Genomic DNA, 14409 nt, shown 5'->3' with positions numbered 1-14409 from the left:
AATTTATATATAATGTTTTACTATATAAATAAAGTTAGTTAAAAACCATTATATTATCTTTGAGGTGATTGCATGAAAAAGTTAATTTCAGTGTTTTTAATATTATTATTTTTTTTAAGTCTTCAAGGGTGCTATAAAAACACTGAAAACAATTTCAGTAAAAGTCAAAAAATAACACTTAAGATGTGGCATATATGGGCACAAAGATCTCAGGATAATAATTCAATTATTATTGGAGACATTATAAATCAGTGGAATAAAAATAATCCTAATGTTCAAATTGAGGTTGAAAGCGTTGAAAATGAAAAATATAAAACAAAATTAAAGACTGCCTTTGCTACTAATGAATTACCAGATATATTTTATTCATGGGGTGGGAATTTTTCTAAACCATTAATAGATTCGGGGAAAGTGCTAGCTATTAATGAATATTTAGATAATAGTGTAATGGATGAACTTAATGAGGGTATGTTAAGCAATGTAACTTATTATGATAAAATATATGGACTTCCTCTTACTTTTTCTGTAGGTACATTTTATATAAATACTCAATTGTTTGAAGAAGCAAACATTAAAATACCAGACAACTACGATGAATTTCTAGATGTTGTAAAGGCTTTTAGACAAAAAGGTATAACTCCACTATTAGTTGGTGAGCAAGATAAATGGACTGGTACTTTATATTATGATATTTTAGCTCTTAGAGATGGAGGAATAGAAGGTTGTAAGAGTGCACTTTCAGGTAATGATAAAAGTAATATATATTTAAATGCAGCTAATCGATTAAAGGAACTTATAGATATAGAGGCATTTGATGAGTCAAACATAAGGGCTATGAGAGATGAGTCGGAAGTGTTTTTTAAACAAGGAAAAGTAGCAATGTATTTTACAGGAAATTGGCTCACAGGAGAAATACAAGCGGAAACTTCTTTAATAAAAGATAAAATTATGGTTAAAACTTTTCCTATAATGACAGATGGTAAAGGAAATAATAATGAGTTTTTAGGTGGAGCTGTTGACTATTTAATGGTAAGCACCAACTCACCATATAAAGATGAAGCTGTTCAGGCTATAAAATTTATATGTAAAAATCTCTCGAAAAATTACTATGAGTTTGGTTCAGGTTTGCCTGCTTGGAAATACGATTATGATGAAACAAATGTAAATAAACTTTCTAAGGAATTAAGAAAGATGACTGAGAATGGAAAATACCTTTTATATTGGGATATATACTTAGGTGAAGAAAAAGGAAATAAGCACAAGGAGCTAGTCTATAAGTTATTCCAGAAAAAGATAAGTTCTGAGGAATTTGCTGAAGAAATGAAAAAGTTGGAGGAATAAAATTAAAACTATGATTTGTAGATTAAATATTTTTAAATTAAGAGATATATTTACTAGCTTAAAAAATAAATACTTAAATTTAAAAATAAGTTTAAAGATAATTATATATTTTTCAGTAATTTTTATAATAGCAACTTTAGTACTTAACTTTACCTATGGGAAAATTAATAGAACTTATATGACGGAAAAAATAAAGCAAGGTTCCTTCGAAGCTTTAGAAAGTACAAAAGCAAGTATAAACCTAATAATTGATAATGTTTCTAATGCTTCGAAAATGATCGTATCTAGTGATGATGTCCAAAATAGTTTAAAAAACACTAATCTTAAGTCTGATTTAGAGGCTCAAAATAATATTAATAAATATCTCTCTCAGTTTACAAATTTCAACCCATATATTGCATCTATATATATATTAGATAATTACAGCAATAAATATTACTCTGAAAATAATACTTATAAAAGCTTTACAGTTGATCAAATTAGAAATATGGAGTGGTATAACGAAGTTTTAAATGAAAATGGTGGTTATATCTTAAAGCTAAATGGAGGGGGATTGTTTCATAATAAGACGGGTAATTATGAATCATATGTCTCTTTTATAAGAATAATAAATGATATTAATACTCAAGAAAAGGTAGGAGTATTAATTATAAATATTAATGAAAATGCCTTCTACGATTATATTGTAAAGGTAAGCAATCAATATGGCACCAAATTAATTATAGAAAATGAAAATGGTGAAGTTATAACAAAGCCCGATATAGAAGAAAATATATTAAAAGTGGCAGAAAATGAAAAATATTCTGCTAAAAATAAAGGCTTTGTTATTAAAAATTTGAATTACAAAGATTACATTATATCAAATATAAAAATGGAAAAGTATGATTGGAATTTAATTAGTATCAGTGAATATAGTCAATTAAGTGAACAATCAAAATATACAAAAAATTTTATGGTAGTTTTTATAAGCATTAGTCTTTTACTTATTGTCTTTGGCGCAATTGGAATATCAAACATGATTACAAAGCCTTTAACAAAACTTCATAAGTCAATGAAAGATGTAAAAAATGGAGAGTTTAAAATTGTTGAGGGAAAAACCTACAATGATGAAGTTGGAGAACTGAAGAAAGTATATAATATTATGGTTCAAAATATTCAGTTCCTCTTAGATAAAATAAGAGAAGATGAGTTGTTTAAAAGGAAGGCAGAATTAGATTTGTTGATGTCACAAATAAAACCTCATTTTTTATATAATACTTTCGATTCCATAAGTTCCCTAGCATTATCAGGGGAAAATAAAAGGGTATATCAGATTGTAAAAGCTTTAGGAACATTTTATAGAACAAGTTTGAGCAATGGGCGAGATGTAATAACAATTGAAGAAGAGATAAATACTATAAAGAGTTATTTGGTAATCCAAAATATAAGATATAATGATAAGTTTGACGTCCAATATAACTTAGATCCAAACTGCAATGAATTTAAAATAATAAAGTTAGTGTTACAACCTTTGGTAGAAAACTCTATTTATCATGGGCTTAGAAGTAAAGTAGAAAAGGGAATGATAAAAATTTCTACCTATGAAGAAGGGGAGAAGATTGTACTGAGTGTTGAAGATAATGGCTGTGGAATAGATGAATCAAAAATTAAAGAGCTTATGGACGGCAGAACTTCTGGGATCGGAGTTAGAGCTACAAAAGAAAGGCTAAGAGTATTTTATGGTGCTAAGAGCGAATTTATTATTAAAAGTGAAAAAGATGTTGGAACTAAAATAATAATTAAAATTCATAAAAAGGAAGTGAATTAACTAATGAATAATGTGATACAGATGATTACAGTCGATGATGAATATTTAATTAGAAATCTAATAAAAAATTGCATAGACTGGAACAAAATTGGTGTTGAGATAATAGGAGAAGCTTCTAATTCAGAAGAAGCTATAGAAATAATAAAAGAAAATCAACCAGATATTGTTTTAACTGATATATGTATGCCTTCAACTGATGGACTAGATATGAGTAATTATATTTTAGATAAGTATCCCAATATTAAAGTTGTTGTAATAACTGGCTATGATGAGTTTGAATATGCTAAAAGAGCTATAAAGGTTGGAGTAAGTGACTTTATACTTAAACCTATAAATGACGATGAATTAAAAAAAACAGTTTTAAAATTGAAAGAGAGCATATTAAATGAAAGATTAAAGGAAAAGGATTATAGACAAGCTAAAGATAGACTAAGTACCTTTGGGGATATTGTGAATTTAAATGAAAATGAAAAATATGAAGATAAAGCATTAAATATCGAAGATGTAAAGAAATTTATATTAAAGAATATATCCAATGTTGATTTATCATTAAAATTTGTATCAGAACATTTTTATGTTAATTCAAGCTATTTAAGCAGGATATTTAAATTAAAAACTGGCAATAATTTTTCAGAGTATGTTACTAATGTAAGGATGAAAATTGCTATGGATATGCTTAAAAACTCAGATGCGAAATCAAGTGAAATAGCTAGAAAAATAGGTATAGATGATCCAAATTACTTTAGTACTTGTTTTAAAAAGTATACTGGTAGTTCTATAAAAGAATTTAAGAAAACATTGATTAAATCATAGCTACAGATGATGGACAAACTAAAAATACAAGAGCATGCACTGATTTTCTTATTAGTAAAGATATAGTAACTATTATGTTTTTATATTGTGAGCAGATTCATAAAGAGAGCGCAAATATCATATATGCAAATTAATAGTGTTTCTAAAAGTTATGGGTAAGCTATGTAAATGATGGGTGGTAAGAACAATTCGCAGAAGATTGATGGAATGAAACTAAAGAATCGCTAAAAGAAATCTTAGACAAAGGTTAGGTTAAAGCAGAAAATATCAGTGAAATCAGACTAAGGGCACAAATGCATGGATTAGTTGCATTAGATGAAAATGATAGAGTTTTAATGCATGCTACTTTAAGATGTAATAAAGAACAAAAAAGCAATGTGATTATTTAGAATATGAACTTGGACAATATAAGTTATAAAAATACACTGAAAATAAAGCATTAATAAAGATAGAAGATACAGTATAGAAATTATTGAAAACGTTTACGTCGATTTTTCATTACTATACTACTGTTTAAAAGATAAGTTCCAAGAAATAAGTAGTTTATAAAATAATATTATTTAAATTAGGCTGTTGTAGAAAGGAAATATTATGATGAGTATTATAAGAGATTTTTATGGAAAAACATCAAAGGAGGAGAATGTTGATATTTTTACTTTAAGTAATAATAACAATATGTCGGTTAAAATAATTAATTTTGGAGGTATAATTGTTTCTTTAATAGTTGCGGATAAAAATGGTAAGATTGATGATCTTGTATTAGGCTATGAAGGTCTAGAAGGATATATCGAAAACCCTCCATTTTTTGGAGCTATTATAGGTAGGCATGCTAACAGAATTGAAGATTCTACTATTGAGGTAAATGGAAAAATATACAAATTAACTAGCAGTGAAGGGAAAAATCATCTTCATGGTGGAATTAATGGATTTCATAAGGTTCTTTGGAATGCAGAAATAGTAATGTATGGACAAGGTGAATATCTTGAACTGTCTTATATTAGTAAAGATGGTGAAGAGGGGTATCCAGGAAATCTAAAAGTTAAAGTTAGATACAAGTTAAACGATGATAATGCTCTTGAGATTAATTATTTTGCCGTATCTGATAAGGATACAGTGGTAAACTTGACAAATCATTCATATTTTAATTTATCTGGTCATTCATCAGGAAATATTTTAAATCATAAATTGAAAATTGATGCAGACAAGTTTACTGCAATAAATGAGGAGAGTATACCTACTGGTGAAATTAAAAATGTAATTGGAACTCCTTTGGATTTTACGAAGGAGAAAGTTATAGGGTCTGAGATATTTAGTGACTATGAACAAATAATAAATGGACATGGTTATGATCATAATTATATTCTAAATGTCAGTGGCAAAAGTCCAGAAAAAGCAGCAGAAGTTTTTGACGAAGATAGTGGTCGAGTTATGGAGGTATATACCACAAAGCCTGGGATACAATTTTATTCTGGAAATTATCTTAATGTATTGGAACATGGGAAAGATGGTTCAAAGTATTTTAGAAATTCTGGACTATGCTTGGAGACTCAATATTTTCCTAATTTATTAAAGCACAATCATCTTTCATCATCGATATTAAAAGCAGAAGCACATTATAATTATACAACTATTTATAAATTTTCTATTAGAGAAAATGGTAATGATGTATTAATTCAGGATGCATACTTTTGAGGAAAAACTAAATTTTGATATCTATATAGAAGGCAATTTAATAACTGGGAATTTAGCTGAAATAGTTAAGAAACAATCAAAAATATTAGAGGACGTAATTTACAGGGGAATCTTTGCGCCTAATATTATATTAAAGATAGAAAATGATATTAATAAATATTATTGTAATAAAATTACGTCTTTTTCAAAAATCGTTAGATATTTAGGCGTTGTATGAAAATGAAATGTATCAATATGAAAAAGAGGTATTAGTTATTACTGAACCCTTTTATATTCAATCTATCACTAGTGAAAATGATACAATTATAGTTGACCGCGTTGATTTGATGGAAAGTGCTAAAAGCTATATGATTTATGTGTAAAAATTAAGTTTTACTTTTGTGAAGGAATTCAGTAGAACCAAGAACTATTATTATATTTGATAATTGTAAATTAGGCTAATTTTAGGTAAAGAGATTATAATTAATCTCTCATTAAGATTAGTCTTTTTGATGTTAATTTGTCAATTTAAGAATATGATGAAGAATGGATAAATTACAACGGATATATAGAAATAATGATAAAGTAATTGGCTAATATATGGTAAAAATTTGTCTATATTACAAAAATAATTGTTTATATTGTACAATATATGTTTATTGTTGATTATGGTATAATTATTCCAATATTACATTTTAATAAACTATATCGATAAATAATACAAAACTAATATTCTCGATAGGATAAAATTAATAAATTTTCAATTTGTCACATTGGCATATCAAGAAAATGGAATATAAAAATCTATAAGATAAAAACTTAGCTATAAGAGAGATGCTAAGGAGGTGAAAAAGTTGGAATTGTTAAAACAATTAAAAAAAATGCAGAAGGAATTTCAAGAAAATTTAGAAAATCTAAAAACACGTATATTGGTTTGTGGAGGAACTGGCTGTATTTCTTGTGGCTGTAAACAAATTCTAGATAAGTTAAAAGAAGAACTACTTATTAACTTTCTAGATGATAAGTTTAGATTGATAGAAACCGGTTGTCATGGCTTATGTGAAAAAGGACCAATTGTAATTATTTATCCTGAAAAAACCTTTTACTGTAACGTGCAAGTTGAGGATATAAAAGAATTAGTTGAAAGGCAACTTATAAATGGAGAAAAAGTAGAAAGATTATTATATAAAAATCAAATTAGTGGAAGAGATATCTATTCTTATGAGGATATAAATTTTTACAGAAAGCAGCAGAAACTTGTGTTATCAAATTGTGGTGAAATAAATCCAGAAAGTATTGAAGCTTATATATCAAAAGGTGGTTATCAAGCAGTAGGTAATGTTTTAACCAAAATGAAGCCTCAGGAAGTAATTGATGAAGTTAAGAATTCAGGACTTCGAGGTCGAGGAGGAGGAGGATTTCTAACTGGACTTAAGTGGCAGCTTGCTAGGGATAGTATTGGAGTGAAAAAATATGTTATTTGCAATGCTGATGAAGGTGATCCTGGTGCTTTTATGGATGAAAGTATATTGGTAGGAGACCCACATAAGGTTATTGAGGGTATGATAATAGCTGCATATTCTATTGGTTCCGACCAAGGATATATTTATGTTAGAGCAGAGTATCCATTAGCTATTAAACGATTAGAAAAAGCTATTGATCAAGCAAAACAGTATGGATTCTTAGGAAAAGAAATGTTTGGAGAAGTGTTCTCTTTCAATATAGAGATTAAAGTTGGTGCTGGAGCTTTTGTTTGTGGTGAAGAGACTGCTTTGATAGCATCTATAGAAGGAAAACGTGGAATGCCTAGATCTAAACCACCATTTCCAGCAGAAGAGGGATTATGGGGAAAGCCGACCAACATAAATAATGTTGAAACTTATGCAAATATTCCAATAATTATTAATAGAGGAGCTGAATTTTTTCGTTCAATAGGTACTAAAGGTAGCAAAGGAACTAAAGTTTTCTCATTAACAGGTAAGATTGAAAATACTGGTTTAGTAGAAGTTCCGATGGGGATTTCCATGAAAGAAATTATTTATGATATAGGTGGGGGAGTACCTAATAATAGAAAATTTAAAGCAGTTCAGATAGGTGGTCCATCAGGAGGGTGTTTGACGGAAGAAAAGTTAGATTTACCTGTAGACTATGATTCTTTATTGCAAGTAGGAGCTATAATGGGATCAGGTGGATTGGTAGTTATGGATGAAGATAACTGTATGGTAGATATGGCAAGGTTTTTTTTGAATTTTACAGTAGAAGAATCTTGTGGAAAGTGTACTCCTTGCAGTGAAGGAACCAGAAGAATGTTGGAAATATTAGAGAAAATCGTAAATGGTAGGGCAAAAATCGAAGATCTAGATCAATTGGAGAATTTGGCGAAAACAATAAAAGATACTGCTCTTTGTGGGTTAGGACAGGCAGCTCCTAATCCTATATTGTCCACATTAAAATATTTTAGACATGAGTATGAGGAGCATATAAAGTATAAAAAATGTGTAGCTGGTGTATGCAACGCATTAGTGAAATATTATATTACGGATGATTGTAAAGGATGCACTAAGTGCATGAATGTATGTGCTGTAGATGCAATTAACGGGCAAGTTAGGAGCCGACATATAATAGACGCAGATAAATGTATAAGGTGTGGAGCTTGTAGAAAAATTTGTTCTTTTGATGCCATAATTAAAACATAAAAGACGAGAATTTAAACTTTTGTGTGGAAATATTTGACATGAACAATTAGATAAAGGAGAGGGGTATAACGATGGCAGATAAAAAAAAGTCATATGATAATACAACAGAGGAAATGATTAAAAAAGCACATTGTGATGGTGTACAGACTGTTTGGGATAGATTAGAAGCACAACAGCCGCAGTGTGGTTTTGGTCAACTAGGGTTATGTTGTAGGAATTGCAATATGGGACCATGCAGAATTGATCCTTTTGGGGAAGGTACTTCAAAAGGTGTGTGTGGTGCTACAGCTAGCACAATAGTTTCAAGAAATTTAGTTAGAATGATAGCAGCCGGAGCAGCAGCTCATGGTGATCATGGTAGAGAAGTAGCATTAGTCTTTAAAGCGATGGCAGAAGGAGCATTAGAGGGATACGAGATCAAGGATGAAACTAAGTTAAAAGTGATAGCTTATAAGTTAGGAATTGATATAGAAAGTGAAAATACGGAAATTGCTAAAGAGGTTGCAAGAACAGCTCTTTGGGATTTTGGAAAACAAGACGAAAAGATTATTACATTTGCTGATGCCTACGCCCCTAAAAGCTTAAAAAACATTTGGTCAAGTATCAAAGTAGCTCCAAGGAATATTGATAGAGAAATTACAGAAAGTATGCACCGAACAAATATGGGCGTTGATGCTGATTACCTTAGCTTGAGCTTACAAGGAATTAGGACATCTCTTGGGGACGGTTGGGGCGGATCTTTAATTGCTACTGAATTTTCAGATGTGATGTTTGGTACTCCTAAACCTGTTAAGACTTTTGCGAATTTAGGGGTGTTAGAAGAAGATAAGGTAAACATAATTACTCATGGGCATGTACCAATTTTATCTGAAAAGATTGTTGAGGCAGCTGAAGATAAGGAAATGATAGAGTTAGCTAAAAGTAAAGGTGCATTAGGGATTATAGTAGCTGGTATGTGCTGTACAGGAAATGAAATCTCTATGAGGCATGGTATACCAACAACTGGTAACTTTCTGCAACAAGAATTAGCTATAACTACTGGTGTTGTAGATGCTATGGTCGTAGATTATCAATGTATAATGCCTTCTCTTGTAGACGTAGCTGATTGTTATCATACAAAAGTGATTACTACTTCTGAAAAAGCAAGAATACCTGGAGCACAACATATAGAGTTTCAGCCACAAAAGGCAGATGAGATTGCTAGAGAAATTGTTAAAAACGCCATTGAAAATTATCCTGCAAGAACAAAAGATAAAATTAAAATTCCTTCAGAAAAGATGGATGGAATTGTAGGCTTTTCTTTAGAGGCAATAGTAGAAGCCTTAGGTGGCTCCTTAAACCCACTAATTGATGTGATTAAAGAAGGTAAAATTAAAGGAATAGCAGGTATTGTAGGCTGTAATAATCCTAAAGTAGAACAGGATAGGGGCAATGTTGAAGTGGCTAAAGAGTTAGTAGCTAATGATATTTTAGTTGTAGGAACAGGGTGTTGGTCAATTGCAGCTATGAAGGCAGGTCTATTTAAGTTAGAAGGTGCTGAATTAGCTGGAGCTGGGCTTAAAGCTGTTTGTGATAAGCTTGGCATTCCACCTTGTTTACATATGGGAAGTTGTGTGGATAACACAAGAATACTTGTTACAATAGCTGCAATTGCAGAAGCATTAGGGGTAAAAACCTCAGATTTACCTGTTGCAGGAGCAGCACCAGAATGGATGAGTGAAAAAGCGGTGGCTATAGGCACTTATTTTGTTGCTTCAGGAGTGTTCACTGTTCTAGGGACAGTACCTCCTATTTTAGGAAGCAGTGAAGTGGTAGAGTTATTAACTGAAGGTGTAGAAGCGGTTACAGGAGGTAAGTTTGTTGTTGAAAGTAACCCTAAGAAAATGGCAGCGCTAATAATTGAACATATAGAAAATAAAAGAATACAGTTACTAGGGAAGAGGGGATAAAGATGAAAAAAGTCATAGACATTTCCCTAGATAAGTGCTTAGGATGTCGTACTTGTCAGCTAGAATGTGCTATTGAACATTCTAATTCAAAGGATTTATTTGTAGCTGTTCAGGAGATCCCTCTACCTGAGTATAGGATGAGTGTAGAATTTGTAAACGGAGTTAATATCCCTTGGCAATGCAGACATTGTGATGATGCTCCTTGTGAAAATATTTGTCCTACAGGTGCTATAGGTAGAAAAGATTATGAAGGACCAATTTTAATAGAAAACAGTAAATGTGTAGGATGTAAACTATGTGTTCAAGTTTGCCCATTTGGAATATTAAAGAAAAGTAAATCAGACATCGTTATAATTAAGTGTGACTTTTGTATAGATAGGTTACAAGAGGAGAAGGAGCCCGCTTGTGTGGGGGGATGTCCTACAAAGGCTTTAAAATTGATCACTTTAGAAGAACTAGCTAATAAGAAAAAAGAAGCTGCAACTGAAAGATTTTTAAGTGTTTTGCAGCAAGGTTAAGTAACATAATTGCTAGTAGAGCTATAGATGAATCAGGAGTGATAGAATGAAAGTAACTATTGATAGACGAGAAGTTATAGTGGAAAAAAAGGAAACTATTTTAGCATTAGCAGTTAAATTGAATATTGAGATTCCAACCTTATGTCATCATCATGGGCTAGAAGCATATGGTGGTTGTAGATTATGTATTGTGGAGGTTGAAAAGAATGGACGTAAAAAGCTAGATACTGCTTGTACTAGATATTTGGAAGATGGTATGATAATTACTACGTCAACTGAAGAGATAGTAGAAAAAAGAAAATTAATTGCTGAGCTGTTACTTGCAAGAATTCCAGATTCAAAAGAATTAAAAGAGAAATTTCAGAAAATAGGAGTTACAAAAAGTAGATTTGAAAGTGATAATTATCAGTGTCTCTTATATTGTGGTAAGTGTATTCGAGTATGTAAGGAAAAGATGGGAATTGAAGCCATAAGTTTTATAGGAAGAGGCTATAAAACTAGAGTAGGTACACCTTTTTTTATTGATTCAGAGGTTTGTATTGGGTGTGGGGCTTGTGCTGAAATTTGTCCTATTGGAACTATAAAAGTTAAAGATGAAGACTCCACTAGATATATTGAATATTTTAATACATCAATTGAGTTAAAAAAGTGTAAGGAATGTGGAAAATTCTTTAGTACTAAGAAGATTATAGAGAAATTACAAAAGGATTATTCTAATAAAACAGATTTTGATTTATGTGAAGAATGTAAGAAAAATGAAGCTATGTTGAAGTTTAGGAGGGTAAAAATATGAAAATAGCTATTTCGGGAAAAGGTGGAGTAGGTAAGACAACTATTTCTGCAGGTATCGCTAGAATTTTTTCTAGGGAAGGAGAAAAGGTTATTGCTTTAGATACAGACTCCTCTCCAAATTTAATAACTACTCTTGGTGGAGGTCAAGGTGATGTGAAACCATTGTCTGAAATAGAAGAGTTAATCGAAGAAAAGATGGGTATAAAGCCAAGCAGTGGAGAAGGTCAAATGTTTAAATTGAACTTTACCGTAGATGATATTTTAGATAGATTTGGGGTTCAGTGTAATGATGGTGTGAAGCTTTTAGTAGCTGGATCAATTAAACAAGGAGGTAGTGGATGTTTCTGCGCTGAGAATACGCTTGTTAAAAAAATATTGAAACACTACATAAACGAATCGGAGTATACCTTAATAATGGATATGGAAGCTGGAATTGAGCATCTAGGAAGAGGGACTACAGAAAATATAGATGTGCTTATAACTGTTGTAGAACCAAATCTACGTTCTGTTGAAACTGCAGAAAGAATAAATAAGTTATCTAAGGATATAGGAATAAAGAATAATGTGGCAATTTTGAATAAAGTAAAGGATGAGATAGAGAAAAAAATTATTGAAGATAAATTAAGTATTCCTATTATCTATACTATTCCATATAGTACTAGTGTCAGAGATGCAGACCTTAAAGGGACTTCTGTATTTGACGAAGATGAGGAATTTACAAATATAATGTCAGAATTGAAAAAGAAATTATAGTTTAAGCGTGGGATTTTTATTCCACGCTTAAATTTTTTACAAGTTCAATAGCTTTATCCGGTGTCATAGAAGGATATACTTTATTATTAACCATTAATACGGGAGCTCGGCCACATGCACCAAGGCAATGTACTGTTTCTACGGTAAATAATAGGTCATCTGTTGTAAGTTTTACTTCTGACAGATTTAATTCCTTACGTAGTCTGTCTAAAACAGGAATGGACTTTTTAACATGACAAGCAGTGCCATCACAAACCTTTATAATATATTTCCCCTTGGGGTCTAGGGAAAAATTCTTATAGAAGGTGGCTACACTATAGATTCTTGCTTCACTTATATCAAGTTTCTGCGAGAGATATGAAAAAACTTCTTTAGGTAGAAAACCATAGTGGTTTTGTATACTTTGTAAGAGATGGACAATTGAGCTTTCTTTGCATCCGAGACCATCAATAATACCGTCAATAAAGTTAAAATCAAATGTTTTGTTCACGTAAATCCTCCGTTCATAATAGCTAGTTTTGTCTTTATCACAAGTCTAAATTATAAAAATATATAATTCATAGTATTCTTTAGATCATGATATCATAAATCAACAATTATTCCATAGAATAAATTATCAATTGTGTAGTTTTATCTTTAATTCGGCAATAATGTATAAAAATTGGGAAATATACTTATTATTGTATTTTGTTTTCGTAGATTATTTCAAAAAGAAATTTATTGATTACTTCAACATTTTGTTAAAAACATTAACTTAGTGAATAAATAAAGATGATATTTAGGAATTCTATAAGTATATGAGTTTTAAGAAGGTTCCTACATCAATTAATATACTGTAACTTTAAAAGCGTAGTTTATTTATCTGAACATATATATTAAGATATTTGGCTCTGTAGTGATTTTGGGTGTTTTTAACAGTAAGAGGTATATAAATGGAGTTTTTACATCGATTACAAATGGACGATTAATTTGGAGGATTTTATATGAGGATGGTTAATGTCTCCAATTTAAAAGGGGATGAAATACTTGGAAAGAAGATTTTTGATGAAGCAGGTAGGGTTTTACTTGGTGGTGGAGTAAAACTAAATGAGTATTATGTTAAAAGGATAAAAGAACTGGGAATACAATCGGTATATATAGAGGATGAGATATCAAAAGATGTGCTTATAGAAGAGAGTATCTCCAATAAGACAAGGCAAATGTGTAAGCATGCTATTAAAGAAATGATTGGGAAATATTATCGAGAAGGAAAAACTATCAATAGTAGTATTATGAAGTCAGTGACTTCGGTGATTGAGGATGTGCTTTCAAATAAAAATGTTTTAATAAATGTAGCAGAAATAAATGCAAATGATAAAAATATATACTCTCATTCTGTAAATGTCTGTGTTATGTCTACGATAATAGGAACTCATATGGGATATAATATGGGAATACTTAGGGATATAGCTACAGGGGCAATTCTCCATGATATTGGTAAAATAAAAATTTTAAACGATAAAAAAATTTTATCGCAGTTTAAAAGTGATGAGGAATTAGATAAATATATTGAAATGATGCATCCTAAGGTTGGATATGATTTTTTAGCAGAACAACATATTTGGAATGCACATGTTAAGATAGCTGTATTAATGCATCATGAAAGATGTAATGGTAGTGGATATCCATTAAAGTTAAAGGCTGAAGAGATAAATCAAATTGCAAAAATAGTGTCTATATGCAATACCTTTGATAACTTAATAAGCGGCAGGAATGAAAGTGAAGGTAAAACTGTTTATGAAGTTACTGAATATCTTGTGGGCATGAGTAACGTTTATTTTGATGAAAAGGTAGTAAGAAAATTTACAATGAATATAGCTGCTTTCCCAACAGGAAGTGGAGTAATATTGAGTTCAAATGAAAAGGGATTAGTGATAAAACAAAATAGATCAATGCCGCTACGACCAGTCGTAAGAGTCATATTTGATAAAGATGGAAATACTCTTTCAATACCATATGAAATAGATTTATTAACAGAATTAACTCTCTTTATTATAAAAACCTGTGAAATTTAATTTTGGGGAGAAATT

At 30.5% G+C, this 14409-nt stretch carries 12 protein-coding genes; 11 read left to right on the top strand and 1 reads right to left on the bottom strand.

Annotated elements, in window-relative coordinates; translation table 11 throughout:
• Positions 1-72 precede the first annotated feature (72 nt).
• The 10 genes from CLOCEL_RS12935 (at position 73) to CLOCEL_RS12890 (ending at position 12340) form a co-directional block, all read left to right on the top strand.
• Positions 73-1341 carry an extracellular solute-binding protein gene (locus CLOCEL_RS12935; protein ID WP_010075566.1) on the top strand — a complete coding sequence of 423 codons (1269 nt, stop codon included), beginning with the start codon at positions 73-75 and terminating at the stop codon, positions 1339-1341.
• 178 nt (positions 1342-1519) lie between these two features.
• Complete coding sequence (locus CLOCEL_RS12930) at positions 1520-3148, top strand: sensor histidine kinase (RefSeq protein ID WP_242655161.1); 1629 nt, start codon at positions 1520-1522, stop codon at positions 3146-3148.
• A gap of 3 nt (positions 3149-3151) precedes the next feature.
• On the top strand, positions 3152-3961 hold the full coding sequence (locus CLOCEL_RS12925; protein WP_010075564.1) for a response regulator transcription factor: 810 nt from the start codon (positions 3152-3154) through the stop codon (positions 3959-3961).
• Positions 3962-4555: 594 nt separating this feature from the next.
• Entirely contained in the window at positions 4556-5653 is a 1098-nt protein-coding gene (locus tag CLOCEL_RS12920; protein WP_010075562.1) for an aldose epimerase family protein, read from the top strand.
• The gene (locus CLOCEL_RS12915; RefSeq protein WP_010075561.1) at positions 5640-5870 is read left to right on the top strand and encodes a hypothetical protein; all 231 of its coding nucleotides are present in this window, start codon (positions 5640-5642) and stop codon (positions 5868-5870) included. Before CLOCEL_RS12920 ends, CLOCEL_RS12915 begins: the two co-directional genes overlap by 14 nt.
• Positions 5871-6477: 607 nt before the next feature.
• Positions 6478-8328 (top strand): NADH-quinone oxidoreductase subunit NuoF, encoded by a 1851-nt coding sequence (gene nuoF / locus CLOCEL_RS12910; RefSeq protein WP_479723141.1) that lies wholly within the window; start codon positions 6478-6480, stop codon positions 8326-8328.
• Positions 8329-8399: 71 nt separating this feature from the next.
• A complete protein-coding gene (cooS, locus tag CLOCEL_RS12905; RefSeq protein ID WP_010075557.1) occupies positions 8400-10277 on the top strand; it encodes an anaerobic carbon-monoxide dehydrogenase catalytic subunit in 1878 nt (625 codons plus the stop codon).
• A gap of 2 nt (positions 10278-10279) precedes the next feature.
• Positions 10280-10795, top strand: coding sequence for a 4Fe-4S dicluster domain-containing protein (locus CLOCEL_RS12900; RefSeq protein ID WP_010075556.1), 516 nt, complete (start codon positions 10280-10282; stop codon positions 10793-10795).
• 46 nt (positions 10796-10841) lie between these two features.
• The gene (locus CLOCEL_RS12895; RefSeq protein ID WP_010075555.1) at positions 10842-11588 is read left to right on the top strand and encodes a 2Fe-2S iron-sulfur cluster-binding protein; all 747 of its coding nucleotides are present in this window, start codon (positions 10842-10844) and stop codon (positions 11586-11588) included.
• Entirely contained in the window at positions 11585-12340 is a 756-nt protein-coding gene (locus CLOCEL_RS12890) for an ATP-binding protein (RefSeq protein ID WP_010075554.1), read from the top strand. Before CLOCEL_RS12895 ends, CLOCEL_RS12890 begins: the two co-directional genes overlap by 4 nt.
• 16 nt (positions 12341-12356) lie before the next feature.
• Here the strand turns inward: CLOCEL_RS12890 and CLOCEL_RS12885 are convergent, their stop codons facing one another.
• The gene (locus CLOCEL_RS12885; RefSeq protein WP_010075553.1) at positions 12357-12830 is read right to left on the bottom strand and encodes a complex I 24 kDa subunit family protein; all 474 of its coding nucleotides are present in this window, start codon (positions 12828-12830) and stop codon (positions 12357-12359) included.
• A gap of 493 nt (positions 12831-13323) precedes the next feature.
• On the opposite strand from CLOCEL_RS12885, the gene CLOCEL_RS12880 reads away from it, so the two are divergent.
• Positions 13324-14394, top strand: a complete 1071-nt coding sequence (locus tag CLOCEL_RS12880; protein ID WP_010075552.1) for an HD-GYP domain-containing protein — start codon at positions 13324-13326, stop codon at positions 14392-14394.
• The last annotated feature ends 15 nt before the right edge of the window (positions 14395-14409 follow it).

The organism is Clostridium cellulovorans 743B (assembly GCF_000145275.1).
GTDB classification, from domain to species: Bacteria; Bacillota; Clostridia; order Clostridiales; family Clostridiaceae; genus Clostridium_K; species Clostridium_K cellulovorans.
The sequence above is the reverse complement of the archived record's forward strand: the minus strand, read 5'-3'. Positions and strand labels throughout refer to the sequence as shown.